The sequence below is a fragment of the Negativibacillus massiliensis genome (assembly GCF_900148495.1).
GTDB lineage: Bacteria > Bacillota > Clostridia > Oscillospirales > Ruminococcaceae > Negativibacillus > Negativibacillus massiliensis.
The window spans coordinates 1341726-1365164 of the sequence record NZ_FTRU01000008.1 but is presented as its reverse complement, the minus strand read 5'-3'; the positions used below and the strand labels follow the sequence as shown (position 1 = coordinate 1365164).

Sequence of the window (23439 nt, the reverse complement as noted above, 5' to 3'; positions counted from 1 at the left end):
GTATAATGAAGTCAGCTTAAAGTTTTCGGAAACGGAAAACAGGCAGACTTTGTTTTAGGAGGAGAAAAAATGTTTAAGAAGATCCTTTCTGCAGTTCTTGCCATGACAATGGTACTGAGCATGGCTGTTACCAGCTCTGCTGCACTGGGCAAGACTACAAGCAAGACCACAAGTGAAAAAACTACCAGCACTACTACCACCACAACAACAACCAGCAAAACTACCACATCCTCTAAAGGATATGATTTTTGCAAAACTCAGCTTGCAGGCAACAAACTTGCTCTTGCAATGCATGATGCTTTTGTAAGTGGTCTGCGTGCAAACAAAAATAAAATTACTGTAAGCATTAAAGGTTATACTGAAGCTCAGGTTTATAACGCATTCCAGACTTCCGTACAGATGATTTTTGACGAACATCCAGAAATCTTCTGGCTGGATCCAACCAGACAGAACATCGTAATCAGCGATGACCACAACACCCTGACCTTCTACCCACGTCCAACTACCGCTTATGGTACACCTGACAAAACCGGTGAAAAAGCTTCCAAGCTCAACACAACTGCAATCAAAAACACCACAACAAAGATGAACAACGCAGTTGCAAAAATGACTGGTTCCACAAGATATGCTCAGGTAAAAGCAATCCATGATGCAATCGTTAACGGTACTCAGTACCCAGCTAACCCAGATAAAGCAACTCACAATCAGCATCAGGCAGTAGGCCCACTGGTTGAGGGTAAAGCTGTTTGCGATGGTTACGCAAAAGCATTCAAATATGCTTGTGACCAGAAAGGTATCCCATGTCTGATCGTTGTTGGTAATGCTACAAACAACCTCGGCGAAAAAGGTACCCATGCTTGGAACTATGTTCAGATGGATGACGGCAAATGGTATCAGGTTGACACCGACTGGGATGACCCACAGACCAAAGGCGGCAACAGCAAGAGCGTTCTGATCTACGATTACTTCCTGACCGGAACCGTTAAGAACGACAAACGTGTAAAAGATTCTACACAGAAATACCCAACTCTGGCAACCGCTAGCTACAAAGCAAAATAATCGCTATGACGATTCAAAATAGGGTTCCGATTTCGGAACCCTATTTTTTTCAAAAAAATTATAATTTTTTGAAAAAAGGTGTTGACAAAACAAAAAACATAGGATATAATATAAAACGTTGTCACGACAGACAGCAAACCAGCTTCGGGAGCTTAGCTCAGCTGGGAGAGCATCTGCCTTACAAGCAGAGGGTCACAGGTTCGAGCCCTGTAGTTCCCACCAGACTTATTAGCTCAGTCGGTAGAGCACCTGACTTTTAATCAGGGTGTCCGGAGTTCGAGTCTCCGATAGGTCACCAAAACCCCATCACAATGTGGTGGGGTTTTTCTTTTGTAAATTACAAAAAAATTAGTATCTGTCAAATATATGTCAAAGCGGTGGTTTTCCACCGCTTATTTTTGTTTAATATTTCACAAGTTTTCTGTTGCCCTGAAAGCAGAATATATAGTATAATGAGAATTAAAGAAAAGTATCATTTCGGAGTGAATATATAAGAAAAATATTTCTTGGAAATGAATTTTAAAATATTAATTATAGAATTCATGAAAAAGTATTTTGTAGGACAGAAGAAATGATATCTCAAAACTATACAGAACATAATGCCCGCACCATTGATCAGTGGGTTCGCGATGGATGGGAATGGGGGAAGGAGATCGACCATGAAACCTGGGAGAAAACCAAACAGGGAAATTGGTCAGTCTTACTGACACCAACAAAGCCGGTTCCAAAAGAGTGGTTTTGTACCATGCAGGGAGCGAAGATTCTTGGCCTTGCCAGCGGCGGAGGACAGCAGATGCCAATTTTTACGGCGCTGGGTGCAGAATGTACGGTATTGGATTATTCCAAAGAGCAGCTGAAAAAAGAAGAGATGGTTGCTGCAAGGGAAGGCTATGAAATCCAACTGGTTCAGGCAGATATGACAAAACCACTCCCTTTTGATGACGGGAGCTTCGATTTGATTTTTCATCCGGTCTCTAATTGTTATGTAAAGGATGTCAAACCAATTTGGAAGGAATGTTTCCGTGTTCTGAAAAAAGGCGGCATTCTGCTGGCAGGTTTTGACAATGGTTTCAATTATCTGTTTACCGGAGAGGATGAAACAACCATTCATTATTCGCTTCCATTTGATCCGCTACAGAATCAGGAACAGTATGAGGACTGTGTCAAGCATGATGATGGTTTTCAGTTTTCCCATACGATTGAGGAACAGATCGGAGGACAGCTGGAAGCAGGATTTATCCTGAAGGGAATCTATCAGGATACCAATGGTACTGGATTTTTGCATGAGAAGAATGTGCCAACTTTTTATGCAACAAAGGCAATCAAGCCATAAAATATTGTGAAGAGAGTAGAAGATGGAGGAATTTACGATGAAGAAAATTGGATTTATTGGATGCGGCAATATGGCAGGAGCAATTATCGGCGGAATTATCTCGTCTGGTCTGCTGAAAAAAGAAGAAATCATGGGCGCAGAAATTTTTGAGGCTGCAAGAAAAAATGTTGCACAGAAATTTGAGATTGAAGTAACCGATGATAACAAAAAACTGGCAACCGAAAGTGAAATTATTGTTCTGTCGGTAAAACCACAGTTTTATGTAGAGGTTATTGAAGAAATCCGCCCAATCATCTCGAAAGATACCATCGTTCTGACCATTGCTCCTGGATTTTCTCTGGATAAGCTGGCAGGACTGTTTGCAAAAGGTCAGAAAATCATCCGTGCAATGCCAAATACTCCAGCACTGATTGGAGAAGGTATGACTGCTGTCTGCCCAAACAAGAACATTACAGCAGATGAGCTGGAATGGATCAAAAAACTGCTGGCAAGCTGCGGACGTGTAGAGGTTGTAAAGGAATACATGATGGATGCGGTTGTTTCTGCTTCGGGCAGTGCACCAGCTTATGTTTATATCATGATTGAGGCTATGGCAGATGCTGCTGTTATGGACGGTATGCCAAGAGCAAAAGCATATCAGTTTGCAGCACAGGCTGTTGTGGGTGCTGCAAAGATGGTTCTGGAAACAGGAAAACATCCAGCAGAGTTAAAAGATGCAGTTTGTTCTCCAGCAGGAACTACCATTGAAGCAGTGCGTGTACTGGAAGAAAAAGGTTTCCGCAGTGCAATCATCGAAGCAATGAGAGCTTGCGCAGACAAATCCCATCGCATGGCATAATAACAGAAAATCAATAGAATCAGAGGAAAAAGCAGCAGTTAAAAACTGCTGCTTTTTTTTCGTATTTCCACCTATTTCAACAGAATTATTGTAATGTAAAAATAGTTTTTACTCAAATGTTAATAAATCTTTACAAGCTTCATTTTTACTCTGGAAAAATAGTTGACATTCAAATACCGATTCATGTAAACTATATGCGGTAAGAGAGCGGACAAAATGTCGTCATGATGAAATCGTGAAAATATTTGTCCCGTTAAAGGAGGAGAAGAATGGTTCGAAAACAAAATGATCTTGGAAAAGATGATATCAAACAGCTTGTAAAAAGACTTGCAATTCCGTCGATGCTTGCACAGTTTGTCAACGTCCTTTACAGTATCGTTGACCGAATGTACATCGGAAACATCAAGGATGTCGGAGAAATTGCTCTGGCGGGAGCAGGAGTCTGCGGGCCGATTGTAACGCTGATTTCCTCCTTTGCATTTTTGGTCGGAATCGGCGGAGCACCGCTTCTGGCAATGCGCATGGGTGAAGAGGATCAGGAAGGTGCGGAAAATATCCTGGCAAACTGTTTTGTAATGCTTCTGGTATTGTCCGGAATCCTTACTGCATTGGCAATTGCTTTTCGCGAACCGATGCTGATGTTTTTTGGTGCCAGTGAACAGACCTTCCCATATGCGAACAGTTATCTTACCTTTTATGTTGCGGGAACTGTTTTTGCGATTTTGACGGCGGGACTTAATCAGTTCATCACCTGTCAGGGTTTTGCAAATGAAGCGATGTTGACCACCATTATCGGTGCGATTATGAACATTATTTTGGACCCTGTTTTCATCTTTGTTTTTGGAATGGGTGTTAAAGGTGCGGCGATTGCAACCGTTATCTCTCAGGCTTGTTCCTGTATGTTTGTTCTCTGGTTTTTGTTTAGCGACAGAGCACATGTCCGCATCAGCTTCAAGGGATATTCTTCCCGAATTATGCTCCGTGTCCTCTCGTTTGGCTTCTGTCCATTTATTATCATTGCCGGAGACAGTGTACTGATTATTGCACTCAACACCGTTTTACAGAAATACGGTGGGGCACAGGGCGACATGCTGATTGCCTGTGCAACGATCGTACAGAGCTATATGCAGATTGTAACCCTCCCGCTCGGCGGTATCACCAGCGGAACGCAGCCGATCTTGAGCTTTAACTATGGTGCAAAAAATATTGACCGCATCAAAAAAGGGGAAAAGCAGATCGTCAAGATTGCATTTTTATTCTGTCTTATTATGTTTATCATTTCCCAGACAATATCGGGCGTGTTCGTTATGCTGTTTACCCAGGACCCAGCCTACATCGATCTGTCGGTTTGGGCAATCAAGGTATTTACCTTTGGCGTTATTCCGCTTGCGTTCCAATATGCTTTTGTGGACGGACTTACCGCCTTGGGAATTGTTAAGATTTCGGTTTCTCTTTCGGTATTCCGAAAAGTGTTGTTCCTGGTGCTGACCCTTTTGTTCCCAGTTTTCTGGGGAGCAAGTGCAGCATTCTATGCGGAGCCGGTTGTCGACATTTTCTGCGGCATTTTCAGCAGCATTATCTTTCTTTCTATGATCGGAAAGATTCTGCGCAAACGAGAACAAATGCCGGATGGTCAGTCGTTATATTCTTAAATTATGCAAAAAAGGCAGCTTGGAAACAAGCTGCCTTTTGATTTTATATGTATAAGAAAAAATGAAAGATTGTGGGAATATGGGAACAACGCTCCTGTGGCACTTCAAAATAGAAACGATAGGGGCTTTTGAAGCTTTCTGCTGCGTCCGCATATTAGTGTGCGGACGCACTACGGTGTACCCATAAACTGTAAGTGTTTTTCGAAAGATTTTTATGTCGAATCAATCAAATTTTTTCATTAAAACAAAAAAAGAAGTTCCATTTTGGAACTTCTTTTTGGCGGAAAGAGAGGGATTCACTCCGTTACCCCTCGCCTAAAAACAGTCCACCGGACTGTTTTTCCATAAAAATTAAAAATTTTTATGTCGGCTCAATCGAATCCCTTCCCATTTCATATAAAAAAAGAGTCTCCACAAAAGTGAAGACTCTTTTTTGGCGGAAAGAGAGGGATTCGAACCCTCGGTGCCTTTATAGGGCACACACGATTTCCAGTCGTGCGCCTTAGACCAGCTCAGCCATCTTTCCATAGATGTTATTCGCTGCGTACACTCAACTCGCGAGTGCTTTTATATTATAGCAAAGCGGAATGAAAAAGTCAAGCATTTTTTTAGAAAAAGATGGAATTTTGTAGATTGATGTTTTCACCAGATATTTTTGAGCCTCATACAATGGATACAGAACTGTTTTTAAGGGGATGATTGTTTGCTTTTTTCCATTTTCCAGGCGTTTTTTCTGGTGTTGGCGCTCAGTCTGGATACCTTTACCGCGGGGGTTGCGCTGGGGACCCAGAAAATCATGGTGCCGTTTCGGTCTGTATTAGCTATCAGTCTGACCTGTTCTGCAAGTTTATGGCTTGCAATCTCGTTGGGTGGATGGATTGGAAACTGGATTTCACCGCGTACAGGGGCTGTTATTGGCTGTATAATTCTAGTCATGATGGGAAGTGTACGTCTGTTTGACGGCGTCATCAAGGAACTGCTCCGGCGATGCTGTGAGAACAAAGAAGGAATGGTTTTTTACCGGAAAAATCTCAAAATCTTTTTGCAGGTCTGCGTCGATTCTGCTCAGGCGGACTTTAACCGTTCTCAGTCACTGTCTGTACCGGAGGCAATCAGCCTTGCAGCAGCGCTCAGCGTGGATGGTCTGGCAGCCGGTGTGGGTGCCGGAATTCTGGATGTCAGTCACTGGTTGATTTTTTTGATTGCAATGTTTATCAATCTTTTTGCCGTTCATCTGGGCTGTCGAACGGGAATCCGCTTTTCCAGAAAGCACGAACAGGACATTAGCTGGGTGGCAGGGGCTCTTTTGATTGTGCTGGGACTGATAAAGCTCATTTAACCAAACACTCTTTGTTGATTCGACAAAGAAATATGGTATAATGAGGTATCATATAAAAAAGGACAGGAAAACAGGAAGGAGAAGAAAAATGCCGGATTGCAGGGAAGAAAATCAGAGAGGACGGTTGACGCTGTCGTTTTATGAAGAAGAGAAGATCGGCAGTTTTTTGCTTCTCTTCCACAAGAAGGGAATTTATCGCCTGACCGATTTTCGCTTTGAAAAAGAAACCACAGAGGAAAAAAAGAATGAGATCTGGCAAAGTCTATGTGGGGAATTATACCGCAGACAGATAAAGCTGCTGCTGGAATGCCGGGGCGCACAAAGCTGGTTTGCAGAGCATCCAGAACAAAAAGAACTTCTGGCAAATGTTAAGGAAAAGCCGGGCTTCTGATAAGCTTTTGGGCGGGCAGGATGCCCGCTAAGCGTGCAGCCCGCTGAACGGGGGCAGTCCGAAACGTTCAGAAAGTGAGCGGAACAAAAGATGCTGTATAAAATGGGGAGCGAAAAACAGGAATGGCTACAGCTGTTCTCTGGCAGACTCGATATATTCGGCAGCACTGTGTCGAATGTGAGCAATTTCCTCTTCGGTAAGCGGTCGTCTAACCTTTGCCGGGGAACCAAATACCATCGAACCGTCAGGGATGACCATATTTTGTGTGATGAGCGCTCCAGCTCCTACAATGCAATTATCCCCAATGATAGCACCGTTGAGGATAATGGAGCCCATGCCGATGGTACAGTGGTTGCCGATGGTGCATCCATGCAGGATCGCACCATGTCCAATTGTGATCCCTTCGCCAACAATACAGGGGAATCCGGCATCAACATGGATGGTGCAGTTGTCCTGAACGTTGCTTCCTGCACCAATCTGGATTTGGTCTTTGTCTGCACGCAACACAGCGTGATGCCAGACACTGACATCAGATGAAAGAGAGACCGCCCCGGCAATGACCGCAGTAGGTGCTATCTTGCAGGAAGGGTGCAGAGATGGGGAATGGCTGCCAATAGGATACAGCATGATAAAACTCCTTTCCAAAAGAAAAAGGCAATTTCCAACAAGGGAAATTGCCGATAGGTTTTCATTAAATACAGGTGAATGAGGTGTTGAGTAGACGCTGTTCACATCTGCTTTTCATCATGAGGTAGAATTTGCTTCCAATCAAAGAAAGATGCTCGTCATCCGGTTTGCCAATCATTTTTGCCCAGCATCGACCGATCTGCACCGCTTTTTCTTCCGGGAAGGAATGGCGGTTTTCGTCCAGACACATCTTGTAGACAGTGTAGGAACGATACTGCGAGAAATTTCCATAGTTATAAAAATCAGGAAGACGCAGAGAGAGGATATCGTTAATCTGTGCCAGAACCAGATTGAGAAGGATGGAATCCTTGATAAAATGGCGGACACAGTCCTCGGTGACAAACAGGTACAGCATCCGGACATGATTTAATTCCCAGGAAGTAAGATAAGAGTATTCCAGCTCCGGACGGAAGGAGAGGATATCTTCTCCCAAAAGGGAGCCGAGATGCCGCGCGTGTTCAATGTTGTGCGACTGTTTGTGCTTAAAATAACGGTCGATTTCTTCTTCCGAAGGGTCAAGGTTTGCAGAGCTGGATTTGCCAAAGGCCAGACGAACCCCTTCCTCGTCGCAGGCAGTCTGCTGGCAGAGACAAAGAGAATCAAGGAGTCTGGCAGGCTGTTTGCGACACAACCAGAACGCACTGAGCAGAAAAAGAAAACTGCATGCAGTAAAGACGCAAAGCGTCCAAACGATCTGCGGTTGGCTAAAAACAAATGGTGTCATGTCAGAACTCCTTTCCTCCTGTTGGGGGTTTGTCCCAACTCTGCTTTGTGTGAAAGCAGGATTTTTGTCAGATTATCTCTGGCTGAGATATGCCTCCAGTGCATGAGCCAGCTGATCTGGACAGGATGTGGATTTTGGTCCGCACTGAATGCCTTTAACGCGTTCAATGACGTCCTGTGCTTTCTGTCCGCGAATCAGAGCGCTGATTCCTTTCAGATTTCCGTTGCATCCGCCGATGAACTGTACATTTTTGATGATGTCGCCGTCCATTTCCAAAATAATGTTGCGGGCACAGGTTCCTTCGGTATGGTACTCAAAAGACATGTCTATCATCCCTTCGCAAAAAGATATGTTAACGAATCTATTTTAACAGATTCATCACCTTTCTTCAAGTTCTTTTGCGCGGCGGAAGATCTTTTTCAGGTTGTCTTCATCTGTGACACATGTTCCCAGCGGATTTGCCTTTCGGGAAGCATAGCTTCCATGAAAATCAGTTCCTCCGGTAACAATTAGGTTGTTTTCCTCACACAGCTTCAGGAGAACCTGCTGGTCTTCTGGGGTGTTGCGCGGATGATATACTTCGATTCCATCGATCAGTCCAGAAGGTGCCAGATGCTTTACCAGATCCATCGAACGGTAAACGCTTGGATGCGCAAAAACAGCGACACCGTTGGCACTTCGAACTGTCTCCAAAACCTCATCAAGCTTTGGGTAAACGGTTTTAACCAGACATTTTCCGCCCTTATCTGAAAAGAGTTCCTGATACAAAGGACCATAGATAGCGGTGTCATACCCCAGATCCAGAAGAGCCTGCATGATGTGTACCTTATAAATCGAGTTGCTTGCCGCAGCATACCGCAGGATATGTTCCGGGGTTACCGGGAAATAGCGGGTTACCTGTTCGATCATCTGTTCTCCAGAACGACGGCGTTCTTCCAGCGTGCGGGCAAGCAGACCTGCCAGACGGTCCGGCTTTTGCGGAAGATAACACAGAATATGGACTCTGCGTCCGGTTTGTTCATCGTAGGTGGAAATTTCCACACCAGGAAGGATGGTGATTCCGTAGCGTTTGCCCAGAATCTCGGTTCGGGAGATACCGGACATGGTGTCATGGTCGGTCAGGGCAAGAACGTCCAGTCCTGCCCGTTTGGCATAAAAAACAATATCTTCCAGGCTGGTGGAGCCATCGGAAAGTTTACTGTGACAGTGCAGATCGCCGATCATAAAACAGTCACTCCTTTATATAAAAGATACAGGAAATACAAAAACCATGTGTTTATTATATACCTGTTGAGGATTTCTGTCTATCATCCATTTCATTTTGCCCTAAGTGGCAAAAACAGGAATTTTTGCAAGAGAGTTTGGCGGGTGCTTAACAAGAGCATGTTTTTTTGGTATAATAAAAAAACAAGTTATGATCAAAAAGGGCAGGGATTCGGGTTTATGAACTACAGCATCAATTATTCGAGCTTTTCATCGGTGTTTGCTCTTCCGACACTTTCGGAGCAGACTTTGTGCATCGCTTCCGGACAGGCACTGAGGGTACTGTTGTATCTGATGCAACATCAGGCACAGATGAAAACGATTCAGCCGCAGTATCTGGCAGACAGGCTGCTTCTGGATGTTTCTCAGGTGCTGGAGGCTCTGGATTTCTGGGCAGGAGAAGGAATTTTAAACAGAGATTCCTCCGCGCAAGCGGTGCAGCAAACGACTGCGTACACTGCACCACAGCCGACATCCCGACAGACATCTTCTCCTGTGTTGCAGCAGCCAGTTTCCGTAGCGGCAAAGGAACAAAATGCGCGGGTATCGATGGGACTTCGCGCACAGAAAAAGACCATGGCGATCGATGAGATCCACACATTGGCAAAGGATGATAACAGCATTCAGCAGCTTGTGGATGCTGTACAGGTTCAGATGGGCAAGGTGCTCACCCGAAGCGAGATTGAAACAGTGGTGTCATTTTATACCTACGCTGGTCTGCCGCCGGAATATATCCTGCTTGCAACCGCTCACTGCTGTTCACAAAACAGAGGAAATGTGCGTGCACTGTCAAAGCTGCTTACTGATATGATGTCCGAACAGATCTATACTTATGAGCAGGCAGAGGAATATCTGACCCGCCGCCAGCAGCAGGACAGCGCACAGGGACAGGTGCGGGCAGCATTTGGTATTCACGACAGGAGCCTAACAAAACAGGAACAGAAATATATCGACACCTGGTTTATGGAATATCATTTTGATATCTCGATGGTTAAACTTGCCTATGAGCGCACCATCGACCAGATTGGAAAGGTTTCATTTCCTTACACTAACAAGATTCTGACAAGCTGGCACGAAAAGGGAATCACCAATCCAAAGGATGCAGTCAACGAACGTCAGAGCGCTAAGGCAATGGCAAAAACAGAGGCATCTTCTATTGATTTTGACCAGATCCAGCAGTTTATTACGTACGGTGGGGTAAAGCCGGAATAATATTTTTGAGTATGGAAGGACAGAAAGGTCTTTGATAGAAGATGAAGGGCTTTGAAAGAAACGACCGCTGGTTTTCTCTGTGCGGTTTAAACTGTGCGCTGTGTCCGATGTACCTGGGCAAATACTGCCCTGGATGCGGACAGGGAGAGGGGAACCAGTCCTGTGCGATTGCGCGGTGCAGCTTAGAACACGATAAGGTGGAATACTGCTTTTTGTGCAAAGAATACCCCTGTTCTAAATATCAAAATATTGATGAAGCAGACTCATTTATTACCCATCAAAATCAGAAAAAAGATATTGAGAAAGCAAGAATCATCGGCATAAAAGCGTATTGTGATGAGCAGAAGCGAAAAGAGCAGATTCTGCACTTTTTGCTCGAACAATTTAATGACGGACGAAAAAAGACCTTATACTCCACTGCGGTAAATCTTCTGGAAGAAAGCAGACTGGAGGACATGATTTGCCAGCTGCAGGATGAGCAGATTTTAAAACAGCCGCTGCGGGAAAAGGCAGCTGCCGCGTCGCGGCTTCTCAAGCAGGCGGCAGAAAGCCAGGGAGTTTCATTAAAGCTGCGCAAAGTATCCAAATAGTGAGAGTTTGAGAGTTGTGTTTTAGATTAAAAGGAGGAAGTGTATGGGTTACCCAAGGGAAATTTATCAGCAGGCGTCAGCGGTGCTGTCAGCACGGCGCCAGCAGGCAAACGAACAGACGCTGATGCACCGGCGGGAGATCTACGCACTTCTGCCTCAGATAGAAAAATATGATAAGGAGCTTGCCCAGATTGGAATGAAGACTATTCAGGCAGTGGCAGGTTCACCAGATCAAGTGGAAACCATCATCGAACGATTAAAGCAGCAGAGCCTTGGACTGCAAAAGCAGCGGGATGATCTGCTTGCAGCGGCGGGATTGCTGGAGGTATATCGAGATGATGGGCATACCTGCAAGATATGTAAGGACAGCGGCTATGTCGGCTCAAAAAAATGTGAGTGTTTTCTTGCTCTGCTGCGGGAAGCGGCATTTGATTTTCTGGGAGCAACGCGCCCGCAGGACTGCCGCTTTGAAAACTTTTCACTGGACTATTACAGCCCGAACCCTCTGGCAAATGGTGTGATTCCGTATCAGAGGATGAGCCAGATCAAAAAGTTCTGCATGGAGTATGCACAGAATTTTTCAGCGGATACCCAAAAAAGAATCGGTCATCACGTCACTGCGTCCCCAAGCCTTCTGTTTTTGGGCAACACCGGACTTGGCAAGACCCATCTTTCGCTGGCGATTGCCGGCGAGGTTATCAATAAGGGATATGGTGTCATCTACGGTTCGGCACAGAATCTGCTGGCAAGGCTGGAAAAGGAGAAATTTTCCTATTCCAATCAGGAAGAGGAACAAAGCTATCTGTCACTGGTGCTGGAATGTGATCTGTTGATTCTGGACGACCTTGGAACCGAGTTCTTAAGCCAGTTTGTAACCTCAATGATTTATAATATCATCAACACCAGACTCCTGGAGGGAAGACCGACCATCATCAGTACCAATCTTTCCTTCCCGGATATCAGCAAGCGATATACGGACCGACTGGCATCCAGACTGTTTGGCGGCTATACACAGTTTGAGTTTATTGGACGGGATGTTCGGATTCAGAGCAAGATTATGGGGTGAGTTTATGTATACCGAAAAAGAGCGGGCAAAGCTGTTGATTCAGGCGGCAACGGTGATTTCCACCTACCCCGAAATCGAGGGGATTGTACAGGTCGGTTCGGGTGTGGAAAAATTTCCGGATGAATATTCGGACATTGATCTGATTTTATCGACCTTTCTTCCCGAACAGGTTCCGATGCTTCGGGTCAGACTGGATAAATTGTTTAACGATGCGCTTTATATCCGGCAGAAAGAACTTCCGCAGGGAATGTTTCTGTATGTTTTTCTGCGCAACGGCCTTGAGTTTGATGTCGTGCTTCTTCCTACCGAGGCGCTGCAGGTGCGTTCGGCGCAGTGGAAGATTTTGACGGATAAGACCGGAAAGGTTTTAAACCGGATGCACAACTCCCAGCTGGAGGGGATGGACCAGCAGACCTTCCGCGATACCCTGCTTGAGTGGGAGTTTGAGATTATCTATGCTTTGCGGGGAATTTTGTTTGAGATCCAGCGGGAAAACTTTCTGTATGTTCTTTCCCGTATGGAGTTTGTCCGCGATAAACTGGTGCGGTTAGAGTGTTACTACGAAAAAAAGGAACAGCATCAGTTTAAGGACTACCGCACACTAGATCGGGATTTTCTGTTTCGACTGCAGGCGACCTACCCGAGAGAGTTCGCGCGCCAGCCGATGTTAGTGTGCACGCAGCGCCTGCTTCAGCTGTTTTTAAAACAGCACAGTGACAATAATATGTGGGAAATCGACAGCAGAATGCTGGACATTTTGAAGATATAAGGAGAGAATGAATGATAACAGCATTGCTTGAAGTCGCACAGACCGATCTGGTGGAAGAGGTCGTTACAGTCAGCGGTCAATTTAAACAGAATCTGTATGGGCTGATTGAAAAGATCCTGAAAAACCGGGGAAATATTCTGTGGGCACTTTTTTCCATTCTGATTATTATTCTGCTTGCAAGACTTGCGCTGAAAATCGTGTCATCGGTGACAACGAAGGTCATGCAGAATGAAAAATATCAAAATAATACACCGGTGGCAAAGCGAACCCGAACGCTGATGACCCTGTTCCGAAGTGTTGCCCGTTATGCCATCTACTTCTTTGTTTTTCTGATCGTGCTGAGCATCCTGGGAATGGGAAAACCGCTCAATAACCTTTTGGTCACTGCGGGAATCGGAAGCTTGGCAATCGGTTTTGGTGCCCAGAACCTGGTTCGTGACGTGGTATCGGGAATGTTCATGATTTTTGAAAATCAGTTTTCTGTCGGGGATTATATCAAGATCGACGATGTTGAGGGAACCGTAGAAGCGACTGCCATGCGAGTGACCTATCTTCGCTCGGCCAAGGGTGACCAGATCATCATTCCAAACGGAACCATCACCCGTGTCATCAACTATAACAAGGGAACTTCGGTGGCCTCTATTACCGTTTCCACTGCCTATGAGTCGGATACCCGCAAGGTCATAGAGCTTTTGGAACGAGCAGTCAACAAGTATGCGCAGGAATATGCAGAGCTCATTGAGGAACCTCCTTTTGTACAGGGAATTATCAATCTGGGAGAATCCAGTGTCGATATCGGAATTATCTGCAAGGTAAAGCCGATGAAGCAGTGGGAAGTGGAGCGCGGAATGCGCCTTGCCATCAAAGAGATGTTTGATGCAAACGGAGTTGGATTTCCATATCCTCATCTGGTCACGGTTCCTTATGAAAAGCCGGCTGACTTTGTCGGCAAGGAAGACATCTTTGTGGAGAAAAAAGACCTGCACCAGGATCTTGAATCCTGGCAGCAGGTGGATGCCGATGCGGTGGATATATAAGAATCAAAAAAGCCGGGAAAAACCGGCTTTTTTTCTACCCTTATTTGCATGCCAGATGGATTTCCTGTTCGTCCGGAGAAAAGTCGCAGACGAGGGTGCTGTCTGGCAGAAGTTTTCCACTTAAAATCATCTCGGCAGCAGGGTCTTCAATCATCTTCTGGACAGCGCGGCGCAGCGGTCTTGCTCCGTACTGCGGGCTGTATCCCTTGGCGCACAGCTGTTTTCTGGCAGCAGGAGTACACTCAAGAGAAACATCCAGCGCTCCGATGCGCTGAGAAAGCTGATTAAGAAGATTCTGGCAGATCTGGTCGAGCTCATTTTCTCCCAGTTTATAGAACAGGATGGTCTCATCAATACGGTTTAAAAATTCAGGAGAGAAATGGTGCCGCAGTTCTTCCATAACATAAGATGAGGTCTTGGAGGAAAGTCGGGAACGATCTTCCGATTGATGCAGCTCAAATCCTAATGGGCCTTTTTCGAAGAAGTAACGCGCACCAAGGTTTGAGGTCATGATGATGACAGCATTTTGAAAGCTTGCACGCCGTCCCTGCGAGTCTTTGAGGCTGCCTTCTTCCAAAATTTGCAGCAGGAGATTGAGTACATCCGGATGTGCCTTTTCCACTTCATCCAGCAGCACGACCGAGTATGGCTTGCGGCGGATACGATCGGTGAGCTGGCCGCCTTCCTCAAAGCCGATATATCCGGGTGGCGAGCCGATCATGCGGGACACCGAGTGCTTTTCCATATACTCGGACATATCCAGCCGGATCATACATTCATCCGAGCCAAACAGTTCCTCGGCAAGGGCTTTGCACAGCTCGGTTTTTCCTACGCCGGTTGGACCCAGAAAGAGGAAGGACGCGGCAGGACGGTGCGGGTCGTTTAGCCCTACGCGGGAACGGCGGATTGCACGGGAGACCGCGCTGACTGCTTCCGGCTGTCCAATGACCCGTTTGGAAAGATTTTCTTCCAGAGAAAGCAGCCGACGGGACTGGTCTGATTTGGGAAGCAGGCGAGACATCAGGGAGGAGACTTCGATGCCGGTGCTTTCCGAAACGATCTGGGCAATATCTGAAGCGGTGACAGGGCGCTTTTTGCAGCTTTGTCGGCGCTGGAGCTGCTCAGAAAATAGCGTCAGTTTTTCCAGAGCCTGAGACTCCTGATCACGCAGGATGGCAGCCTGTTCAAAATCTTGACGGAGGATTGCCGCCTCCTTTTTTTCTTTTAAGTCGAGATAGGTTTCATCCAGCCGGCGGTAGTCGCTGTTTGGCTTGCAGCAGTCCTGCTGGGCGACCTTGGCGGAGGCTTCATCCATCAGGTCGATGGCTTTGTCCGGAAGAAAGCGTTCGCTTAAGTAGCGGCGGGAAAGACGTACAGCTGCTCCGATTGCTTCTTCTGTGATGTGTACGCCGTGATGCTGTTCATAGCGGGGAAGAATGCCGCGCAGAATCTGGATTGCCTGCTCTTCGCTGGGTTCTTCGACCAGAACACTTTGAAATCTGCGCTCCAGTGCAGAATCCTTTTCGATATAGCGGCGGTATTCTGCAATGGTGGTTGCGCCCATCAGCTGGATTTCTCCGCGGGAAAGCTGGGGTTTTAAGATATTGGCGGCATCAATCGAGCCTTCGGCGGCGCCTGCACCGATGATGTTGTGGATTTCATCGATAAACAGGATAACATCCTTTGCCTTGGCAGCCTCATCCATCAGATTTTTAACCCGTTCTTCAAATTCGCCGCGGTATTTTGTCCCTGCCACCATCGAGACAAGGTCCAGCGCAATCAGCCGCTTGTTCTGTAAGACCTGCGGAACCTTTCCCTGTGCGATGCGCTGGGCAAGCCCTTCGGCAATAGCGGTCTTTCCAACACCAGCCTCCCCAATTAGGCAGGGATTGTTTTTGCTTCGGCGGGACAGAATTCGAACTACCCGTTCGATTTCGTTTTCCCGCCCGATGACAGGGTCGAGCAGTTTGTTTTTGGCTTTTTCGGTCAAGTCGCGACCGAATTTATCCAGCAGGACGGTGTGATAAGATTCTTTTTTTCTGGAAAAGCTCTGGCTTCCTTCTGACTGTCCCAGGGGAAGGGTGCTGGAGAGGTCGCCAGAAAAATCCATTGCCTGACAAAGCTGGCGATAAAGAATGATAGGATCTGCACCCAGCTGGGCAAGAAAACGGACGGCGTAGCAATCCTTTTCCCGAAGCAGGGACATCAGGATATGTTCACTGCCGACCGTTTCGCAGTTGTTTTTTCGGCTTTCCAGAATGCTCTGTTCCAGAATACGGCGGCATCTCGGGGTCATATCGGAAGGAGAGAGCTTGGACTGGATGCCCCGCCCCACCGTTTTGATCAGCAGGTCAAGCACCGCTTCTGGCTCCACTCCATTTTGTGTCAGACAATGATAGGCGGCGCCGCTGTCTTCCAGCAGCAGACCGAGGAGAAGATGTTCACTTCCGATATAGGTATGTCCCAGCAGACACGCCTGCGAGAGCGCAAGGTTGACTGCATCATTGGCGCGGGGGGTAAATCCGCGGAATCGAAACATAAGGTCACCATCCTTTGAAATTTTGTTTCAGAATAGAATCACACTTTTTGTGGCGGATGCTTATACTGTTAATGAACAGCGGAAAAAACGTTTGCAAAACGCTTTTGAGAAGGATGACAGGAAAAATACATCACGAGCGCTGTCCTGACATAGCAGAATATTGGATTTGACCGGCGATTTATTCCGAAAACAGGTTAAAAAATGTTTTGCATCTTCCAAAAAAGTCAGTAACCGTTTTTCACCGTTCTTCATAGTATAGTCTGAAATCAATCATTAGGAGGTACTTATTTATGTACGGTAACAATAACTGGTGGATTCTGATTCTCATCCTGATCTTCTGCTGTGGCGGCTGCAGCTTTAACTGCAATGGCTGTGGATGTGGCTGCAATGGCAGCTCTTCCAACAACAGCTGCGGCGGCAATAGCTGCGGTTGCAACAACAACTGTGGCTGCAGCTGTAACTGCAACTGCTGCTGCGACTAATCGCATCGCCAGATAGGGTTGGGAAGGATTCCCAGAAGCAAAAAGCTCGGAAACTTGTTTTCCGGGCTTTTTGTGTATGATTTTATAAATGTCAGTAATAATATAAATTATGTATGAAACGAACTTTTTGTAAAGAAAAGGGTAGAATGATTGATTTTAGTGAAATTTTGCACTATGATACATTTATACATAAAAAATGTTTTGGAGAAAAGGAGTGGGATGACATATGAACGATATAAAAAATCCAAAAACAAAAAAGCCGATGATTTATTATTACGTCATTGCGCTGCTGGTTTTTATGCTGCTCAATACTTTCTTGTTCCCAAGTCTGTTTCGCCGCACCGAGCGTGAGGTCGATTACAGTACCTTCATGAATCAGCTCAATGAAGGTCAAATTCAGCAGGTAGAGGTTCAGGATCAGAAAATTGAGTACATTCTGAAAGACCAGGAAGACTGGAATATCTATGTTACCGGAAACATGGGTGACCCGAATCTGGTGGACAAACTGGAAGCTGCGGACGTCATCTATGGCAAGGAAATCCAGGAGCCAATGTCGCCGCTGCTGTATCTGCTGATCAGTGTCGGCTTCCCGATTCTGCTGTTTGTTGGAGTAGGGCAGCTGCTTTCCAGAACCTTGCAAAAGAAAATGGGCGGAGGAAATGCCATGACCTTTGGCAAGAGCAATGCAAAGGTCTATGTGGAAGCACAAACTGGCAAAACCTTTGCCGACGTTGCCGGTGAGGATGAAGCGAAAGAAGCACTGGGAGAAATTGTTGACTTTCTGCACAATCCGAAGAAATATGAGGCAATTGGCGCACAGATGCCAAAAGGTGCACTGCTGGTAGGCCCTCCAGGAACCGGTAAAACCTTGCTTGCAAAAGCAGTTGCCGGTGAAGCGAGCGTACCATTCTTTTCTATTTCTGGTTCGGAATTTGTAGAGATGTTTGTTGGTGCCGGTGCGGCAAGGGTCAGAGATCTGTTCCGCCAGGCACAGGAAAAGGCACCATGTATCGTGTTTATCGATGAGATCGATACAATCGGTAAAAAACGTGACAGTGGTGTAATGGGCGGAAACGATGAACGCGAACAGACCTTGAACCAGCTGCTGACCGAGATGGACGGCTTTGATGGTAAAAAAGGTGTTGTGATTCTGGCAGCTACCAACCGTCCGGAAACTCTGGATAAGGCGTTGCTCCGTCCAGGAAGATTTGACCGAAGAATCCCGGTTGAATTACCTGACCTTGCAGGCAGAGAGGCCATTTTGAGGGTTCATGCAAAAGATAAACAGATGGCTCCAAATATTGACTATTCTGTTATCGCAAGAGCAACTGCAGGTGCTTCCGGTGCAGAACTTGCTAATATCGTCAACGAAGCTGCACTGCGTGCGGTACGAAATAACCGTACACAGGTTGAACAGGGTGACCTGGAAGAAGCAGTGGAAACAGTTATCGCAGGTTACCAGAGAAAAAGTGCTGTGGTATCAGAGAAGGATAAAAAGATTGTGGCATACCATGAAATCGGACATGCGCTGGTGGCTGCAATGCAGAAACATTCTGCTCCGGTGCACAAAATCACCATTGTACCAAGAACTTCCGGTGCACTGGGCTACACCATGCAGGTAGAGGAAGAGGATACCTTGCTGATGAGCAAGGAGGAAGCGATTGATAAAATCACAACCTATACCGGCGGAAGGGTGGCAGAAGAGGTTATCTTCGGTTCCATCACCTCGGGTGCATCCAACGATATCGAACAGGCAACCAAGCTTGCCCGCGCGATGGTTACCCGTCTTGGTATGAGTGATAATTTCGGTATGATGGCATTGGAAACAGTGAACAATCAGTATCTGGGTGGGGATGCATCGCTTGCCTGCTCAGAAGAGACCGCTGCAAAAATCGATCAGGAGGTTTGCACCCTGATTGCACAGTGTCATGATCATGCAAAAGAAATCTTGCTGCAAAACATGCCAAAACTTCATGAGCTAGCTTCTTATCTGCTGGAAAAGGAAACCATTACCGGCGAAGAGTTTATGGAAATTTTAAATGCTCCGGTAAAATCTCAGGAAGAACAAGAGTAAAATAGTCAAAACAAAAGGCTGTCAGTATGAAACTGACAGCCTTTTTTATATTATTTTTTAGACGGATATTCCATAATTCGGGTAATGAAATTTAAGTTTAACAATTCTTCGCCGCGTTTTGTCTGGAGCAGGATCGCATCGTCATCCACTTGGGTGATCACGCCGCGTGCCTGAGAATCAAAGTAATAGATAATGCAGTTTTTTCCAAGAAAACGTTTGGCAAGTTCCATCATTTGTAATCGCTCCTTTGACCCAGTGAATCGAATCTGCTGCTGAAACATGAGCATCTTTCTCCGATGAAGCAGAGGCAGAATGATCATGAAAAAAATGAGCAACGCAGCAATGGTTGATGAGTTCAAAATCAATCACCTCATTGATACCTGATAATGGAAATATATCATATCCCTGCCTGATTTGCAAGAAAAGAAAAATGGCAGTTTTCAAAAAAGAAATGGGAATTAAAGAATAAGAAACCGGCATATCTTTTAAAATAATACCACAAAGAAAAGTAAAGTAAAGAAAATAAAAGAAAAGGAAATAAAACAACAGAAAATAATAATAAAACAGGAGTTATAGTAGTTGTTGCAGGGTGAAACAATGTGATAAATCATAGATACATGCTTTACAAAATAAGAAGATTGGTATTTGTCGTTTGTTCTCGGGAAATATTGCAGACAGCAAAGGGCAGGATATGGCAGGATTGGCAATTTCCCGCGTGCAGAAGAAAAGAAATTTAGAATTCTCCAAAATTCTGGCGGGAAATGAAGCATTCGGTCGAAGTGATATGAGCATAAAAAAACAGAGCCTTTCCCGAAAGAAAAGCTCTGTTTGGTTTTATGTGGATTAACTTAGAGGCTCTGCAGAATCTCGTTGTAGATTTTGTCTGCCAGAGGAAGAGCCTTCTGGAGGATTTCCTCGCCTTTGGTGCGGTATTCATTTACGAATGCCTCGTCGCGGATGCCGCCGAGATTGATCAGAACATTGAGCCATGCGCCCTGTACAGCGGATTTGAGGTTGAGGGATGCAACACCCAGATCGCTTGCAGCGTTGGTGTTAGTGCAGCCTAAGCCCATTTCAACTACAGTGAGCGATTCCAGACACAGCTCCATAATGGAGTATGGAACCAGAGTAGCTTCCTTGAGTGCTTTCTGCATTGCTTCCTTGCGGGCAGCTTTTTCCTCGTCAGTGGATTTTGGCATTGCAAAAACAGCAGATACACCATCAAAAGCTTCGGTATCGCGGTCGATGCCGTTTACCAGCTCTTTGGTGAGTTTATCAGCGCGATCGAAGATCTGCTGAACCTTTTCTTCATATTCAGCGTATTTTGGTTTGCCCAGAGTGAGAGCAGCAACCATTTTGGAAAGACCAACGCCCATTGCGCCAGCCAGAGCAGAAGCAGAGCCGCCGCCCGGAGCAGGTGCATCCGAAGCAAGGACAGAGATAAATTCATTAACTTTCATTTCGGTCAGTTTCATCGGAAAATCATCCTTTCAAAAGATAGGAGGTCATAAAAAAGTTTTTGGTAGTTGAAAACTTGTTTTCTAACTTGCTTTTCTTCAAAAAGCTCATGGGGGTGCGGGGGCAACGCCCCTGTGACACTTCACAAAAAATATAAAAATCGATAGGGGCACAGTCCCTGTTTGGGGCTGCCGCACGTCAGTGCGTGGCACACGGCAAGTGTGCCTAGCGTACAGCGATGTGTCGCGAAAGCCAGAACAGACAGCTGCCTGTATTTACACAGGCAGGGTACTGCCGTACCGCAGCACCAAAATAGAATCCAGCCTCTATCGTTTTTGATATTTTTATTATTTTATTTTGGAGTGTTTCGCTCACTGCGGTGAGCGACTAAAGGCTCTGCCTTTAGAATCCGCCACCTTTTGAAAAAGGTGGACGAAAACTTCTGTTTTTGTCCTCTCACTACCCGTCTTTGCGCCGTAGGCGAACAGGGTGCAGGCTCAGCCTGCTTTTTGAAAAAAATTGAGTAAAACTTTTATTTTACAACCTTACCATTTTTAATTACAGTCTGAACCAGATTGTTTCCGTAACGGTAGAAGATAAAGTTCAAATTGTCTGCATCCCAGATCAGCAGATCAGCCTGCTTTCCGACCTCGACAGTGCCGATCTGGTCAGCTTTGCCGATAGCTGCAGCAGCGTTTAAGGTGGCAGCAGTCAGAACTTCTTCTGGGGTCAGTCGGTAACGATAGCAGGCAATGTTCATTGCAAGCTGTAAGGAAAGGTTCGGGGTCGAGCCCGGGTTAAAGTCGCTTGCAACTGCGACTGGAACACCTGCTTCTACCATCTTTCTGGCAGGAGCAAAGGTTGCACCCAGATAGAAGGAGGTTGCCGGCAGCAGACAGGCAATTGTGCCGCCCTTTGCCATCGATGCGATTCCCTCATCCGGGCATACAATCAGGTGTTCGGCAGAAACTGCACCGATCTCTCCGGCAAGAACTGAGCCGCCGATTGGGTCGATTTCGTCCGCATGGATTTTAGCTCCCAGTCCATGTTTTTGAGCAGCAGTGAGGATGCGGCGGGATTCTTCGGCGGTGAATACACCGGTTTCACAGAACACATCGCAGAAATCAGCCAGTTTATGCTCTGCGACATAAGGAAGCATCTTGTCGATGATGAGGGAGAGATAACCCTCACGGTCATCCTTATACTCTTCTGGAAGTGCATGAGCTGCCATAAAGGTGGAAACAAGTTCGACTGGCTGGCTTTCCTGCAAGCGTTTTACAACGTTTAGCTGTTTTAATTCATTTTCAAAGTCCAGACCATAACCGCTCTTTGCTTCACAGGTTGTGGTTCCCAAAGAAAGCATGGTGTCAAGGGCTTTAGCTGTTTTGTCAAACAGTTCATCCTCGGTTGCTTTTCTGGTGCTGCAAACGGTGGAAAGAATGCCGCCGCCCTGCGCCAGAATGTCCAGATAAGGCACGCCATGCAGCTTTAATGCAAGCTCGTGTTCACGCCAACCGCCAAAGACAAGGTGAGTGTGCGCGTCTACAAGGCCTGCTGTGACCAGTTTATTGTTCGCATCGATAGTTTTGCAGCCGTCACAGCGCAGATCAGCAGGAACTTCACCCTCTCCGACAGCAACGATTTTGTTCTCTTCTACAGCAACATAAGCGTTTTCGATGATCTGGATTTCGCCCTGTGCCTTGCCGCCATGGGCAGAATTGCCGCAGGCGGTGGCGAGCATACCGATATTATAAATCAACAGGGAAGGTTTCATGGTAGATCCTCCTTTTTTAAAATTACAGGAGGTGTTTCTCCATAACCTGATTGTCTTTGTCGAAGTTTTCCAGCTTCAGATAGTATTCAGCGGTTTCAACCAGAGCATCCATTGGAACAATACCGATCAGCTCGGAACCGATGATATGTACGCCGTATCTTGCAGCTTCGAAACGAACAGTTTCATAAACGCGGTAGATTGGAGTCTTGGTGTAGTTGGTCATATTGATAGAAACCTGAGCGGTGTTTCTTTCTTCCAGCATAACACCGATGGATTTTACCCAGCGCATACCACCGGAGGATTCACGGATGGTTTTTGCAATCTTGTTAGCAATCTCAACATCGGAGGTAGAGAGGTTGATGTTGAAAGCAACCAGTGGGAAGCGTGCGCCGACTGCAACGATACCAGCAGTTGGATGGATTTCATGGTTGCCGTAGTCTGGGTACCACTGTGGGTCTTTGAGTTTTTCCGGCATTGCTTCAAACTGACCTTTGCGGATTGCAGCGAGGTTTCTTCTGTGTGGAGCAGTAGCGGATTCTTCGTACAGAGTAACCGGCATACCCAGTTCTTCCCAGATTCTCTGACCTACTTTTTTGGAAATTTCGATACATTCTTCCATTGGAACATCCTTAACTGGAGTGAATGGGATAACGTCAACTGCGCCCATACGAGGATGTTCACCGTGATGTTTGGTCATATCGATCTTTTCAACACAAGCTTTTGCAAAGCGGAAAGCAGCCTCTGCCATCTGGTCAGGGTCACCAACGATGGTGAACACGCTGCGGTTATGGTTTTCATCAGAGGAGTAGTCCATCAGTGCAACGCCCGGAACACTGCGGACAGCATCAGCGATATATTCGATTACTTCTTTATTTCTGCCTTCAGAACAGTTTGGTACGCATTCAATAATTCTTGCCATAGTAATCAGACTCCTTTATGGAAAATAAAAACTTCAAAATGAAAAAGTTTTTGGTTGAGCTTTTTTCAAAAAGCTCATGGGGGTACGGGGGTGAAACCCCTGTGACACCGTACAAAAATATAAAAATCAATAAAGGTATTAGTCCCTGTTTGGGGTTGCCGCACGTCAGTGCGCATCTGCACACACTTGTGCAGATGGGAAGCACCTACCGCCCGTCTTTGCGCCGTAGGCGA

At 46.1% G+C, this 23439-nt stretch carries 22 protein-coding genes and 3 tRNA genes; 15 read left to right on the top strand and 10 right to left on the bottom strand.

Features of this window, described 5'->3' with window-relative positions:
- The first annotated feature begins 69 nt into the window (after positions 1-69).
- The 6 genes from BQ5375_RS12390 (at position 70) to BQ5375_RS12365 (ending at position 4882) form a co-directional block, all read left to right on the top strand.
- Positions 70-1059 carry a transglutaminase domain-containing protein gene (locus BQ5375_RS12390; protein ID WP_022131784.1) on the top strand — a complete coding sequence of 330 codons (990 nt, stop codon included), beginning with the start codon at positions 70-72 and terminating at the stop codon, positions 1057-1059.
- A gap of 146 nt (positions 1060-1205) precedes the next feature.
- Positions 1206-1281 (top strand) — tRNA-Val (locus BQ5375_RS12385).
- Positions 1282-1357: transfer RNA gene (locus tag BQ5375_RS12380), tRNA-Lys, on the top strand.
- A gap of 273 nt (positions 1358-1630) precedes the next feature.
- Positions 1631-2392 carry a class I SAM-dependent methyltransferase gene (locus BQ5375_RS12375; RefSeq protein WP_076918006.1) on the top strand — a complete coding sequence of 254 codons (762 nt, stop codon included), beginning with the start codon at positions 1631-1633 and terminating at the stop codon, positions 2390-2392.
- Positions 2393-2429: 37 nt separating this feature from the next.
- Positions 2430-3230 carry a pyrroline-5-carboxylate reductase gene (gene proC / locus BQ5375_RS12370; RefSeq protein WP_235850002.1) on the top strand — a complete coding sequence of 267 codons (801 nt, stop codon included), beginning with the start codon at positions 2430-2432 and terminating at the stop codon, positions 3228-3230.
- Positions 3231-3499: 269 nt separating this feature from the next.
- On the top strand, positions 3500-4882 hold the full coding sequence (locus BQ5375_RS12365; protein WP_076918004.1) for an MATE family efflux transporter: 1383 nt from the start codon (positions 3500-3502) through the stop codon (positions 4880-4882).
- 434 nt (positions 4883-5316) lie between these two features.
- Here BQ5375_RS12365 and BQ5375_RS12360 read toward each other — a convergent pair.
- A tRNA-Ser gene (locus BQ5375_RS12360) sits at positions 5317-5408 on the bottom strand.
- A gap of 177 nt (positions 5409-5585) precedes the next feature.
- Between BQ5375_RS12360 and BQ5375_RS12355 the strand changes: the two genes are divergently transcribed.
- Entirely contained in the window at positions 5586-6221 is a 636-nt protein-coding gene (locus tag BQ5375_RS12355) for a manganese efflux pump (RefSeq protein WP_076918003.1), read from the top strand.
- Positions 6222-6309: 88 nt separating this feature from the next.
- Positions 6310-6612, top strand: a complete 303-nt coding sequence (locus BQ5375_RS12350) for a glycosyltransferase family protein (RefSeq protein ID WP_076918002.1) — start codon at positions 6310-6312, stop codon at positions 6610-6612.
- Positions 6613-6738: 126 nt separating this feature from the next.
- Here BQ5375_RS12350 and BQ5375_RS12345 read toward each other — a convergent pair whose 3' ends face one another.
- The 4 genes from BQ5375_RS12345 to BQ5375_RS12330 form a co-directional block, all read right to left on the bottom strand.
- Complete coding sequence (locus BQ5375_RS12345) at positions 6739-7239, bottom strand: gamma carbonic anhydrase family protein (protein WP_076918001.1); 501 nt, start codon at positions 7237-7239, stop codon at positions 6739-6741.
- A 64-nt stretch (positions 7240-7303) separates the two neighbouring features.
- The gene (locus BQ5375_RS12340; RefSeq protein ID WP_022132849.1) at positions 7304-8023 is read right to left on the bottom strand and encodes a hypothetical protein; all 720 of its coding nucleotides are present in this window, start codon (positions 8021-8023) and stop codon (positions 7304-7306) included.
- Positions 8024-8095: 72 nt separating this feature from the next.
- The gene (locus BQ5375_RS12335) at positions 8096-8347 is read right to left on the bottom strand and encodes a TIGR03905 family TSCPD domain-containing protein (RefSeq protein WP_022132848.1); all 252 of its coding nucleotides are present in this window, start codon (positions 8345-8347) and stop codon (positions 8096-8098) included.
- A gap of 54 nt (positions 8348-8401) precedes the next feature.
- Entirely contained in the window at positions 8402-9247 is an 846-nt protein-coding gene (locus BQ5375_RS12330) for a PHP domain-containing protein (protein WP_022132847.1), read from the bottom strand.
- Between the two features lie 219 nt (positions 9248-9466).
- Between BQ5375_RS12330 and BQ5375_RS12325 the strand changes: the two genes are divergently transcribed.
- Genes BQ5375_RS12325 through BQ5375_RS12305 form a run of 5 tightly spaced genes read left to right on the top strand, consistent with a single transcriptional unit; the run spans position 9467 to position 13960 of the window.
- Positions 9467-10498 (top strand): DnaD domain protein, encoded by a 1032-nt coding sequence (locus BQ5375_RS12325; RefSeq protein WP_022132846.1) that lies wholly within the window; start codon positions 9467-9469, stop codon positions 10496-10498.
- 41 nt (positions 10499-10539) lie between these two features.
- Positions 10540-11088: a DUF3795 domain-containing protein gene (locus BQ5375_RS12320; protein WP_076917999.1), complete on the top strand. Its 549-nt coding sequence runs from the start codon at positions 10540-10542 to the stop codon at positions 11086-11088.
- 43 nt (positions 11089-11131) lie between these two features.
- On the top strand, positions 11132-12154 hold the full coding sequence (locus BQ5375_RS12315; RefSeq protein WP_022132845.1) for an ATP-binding protein: 1023 nt from the start codon (positions 11132-11134) through the stop codon (positions 12152-12154).
- 4 nt (positions 12155-12158) lie between these two features.
- Positions 12159-12923, top strand: coding sequence for a hypothetical protein (locus BQ5375_RS12310; RefSeq protein ID WP_076917998.1), 765 nt, complete (start codon positions 12159-12161; stop codon positions 12921-12923).
- Between the two features lie 11 nt (positions 12924-12934).
- The gene (locus tag BQ5375_RS12305; RefSeq protein WP_076917997.1) at positions 12935-13960 is read left to right on the top strand and encodes a mechanosensitive ion channel family protein; all 1026 of its coding nucleotides are present in this window, start codon (positions 12935-12937) and stop codon (positions 13958-13960) included.
- 40 nt (positions 13961-14000) lie between these two features.
- Here BQ5375_RS12305 and BQ5375_RS12300 read toward each other — a convergent pair whose 3' ends face one another.
- Positions 14001-16499, bottom strand: a complete 2499-nt coding sequence (locus tag BQ5375_RS12300; protein ID WP_076917996.1) for an ATP-dependent Clp protease ATP-binding subunit — start codon at positions 16497-16499, stop codon at positions 14001-14003.
- Between the two features lie 290 nt (positions 16500-16789).
- Between BQ5375_RS12300 and BQ5375_RS12295 the strand changes: the two genes are divergently transcribed.
- A complete protein-coding gene (locus tag BQ5375_RS12295) occupies positions 16790-16981 on the top strand; it encodes a hypothetical protein (protein WP_022132841.1) in 192 nt (63 codons plus the stop codon).
- A gap of 226 nt (positions 16982-17207) precedes the next feature.
- Positions 17208-19055, top strand: a complete 1848-nt coding sequence (ftsH, locus tag BQ5375_RS12290) for an ATP-dependent zinc metalloprotease FtsH (RefSeq protein ID WP_022132840.1) — start codon at positions 17208-17210, stop codon at positions 19053-19055.
- Positions 19056-19105: 50 nt separating this feature from the next.
- Here the strand turns inward: ftsH and BQ5375_RS12285 are convergent, their stop codons facing one another.
- The 4 genes from BQ5375_RS12285 to ftcD all read right to left on the bottom strand — a co-directional run bounded on the left by BQ5375_RS12285 (position 19106) and on the right by ftcD (position 23206).
- Entirely contained in the window at positions 19106-19288 is a 183-nt protein-coding gene (locus BQ5375_RS12285; RefSeq protein ID WP_022132839.1) for a hypothetical protein, read from the bottom strand.
- A 615-nt stretch (positions 19289-19903) separates the two neighbouring features.
- Positions 19904-20530, bottom strand: coding sequence for a cyclodeaminase/cyclohydrolase family protein (locus BQ5375_RS12275; RefSeq protein WP_022132838.1), 627 nt, complete (start codon positions 20528-20530; stop codon positions 19904-19906).
- A gap of 515 nt (positions 20531-21045) precedes the next feature.
- Positions 21046-22287 (bottom strand): imidazolonepropionase, encoded by a 1242-nt coding sequence (hutI, locus tag BQ5375_RS12270; RefSeq protein ID WP_022132658.1) that lies wholly within the window; start codon positions 22285-22287, stop codon positions 21046-21048.
- Positions 22288-22309: 22 nt separating this feature from the next.
- Complete coding sequence (gene ftcD, locus BQ5375_RS12265) at positions 22310-23206, bottom strand: glutamate formimidoyltransferase (protein ID WP_022132657.1); 897 nt, start codon at positions 23204-23206, stop codon at positions 22310-22312.
- Positions 23207-23439 lie beyond the last annotated feature (233 nt).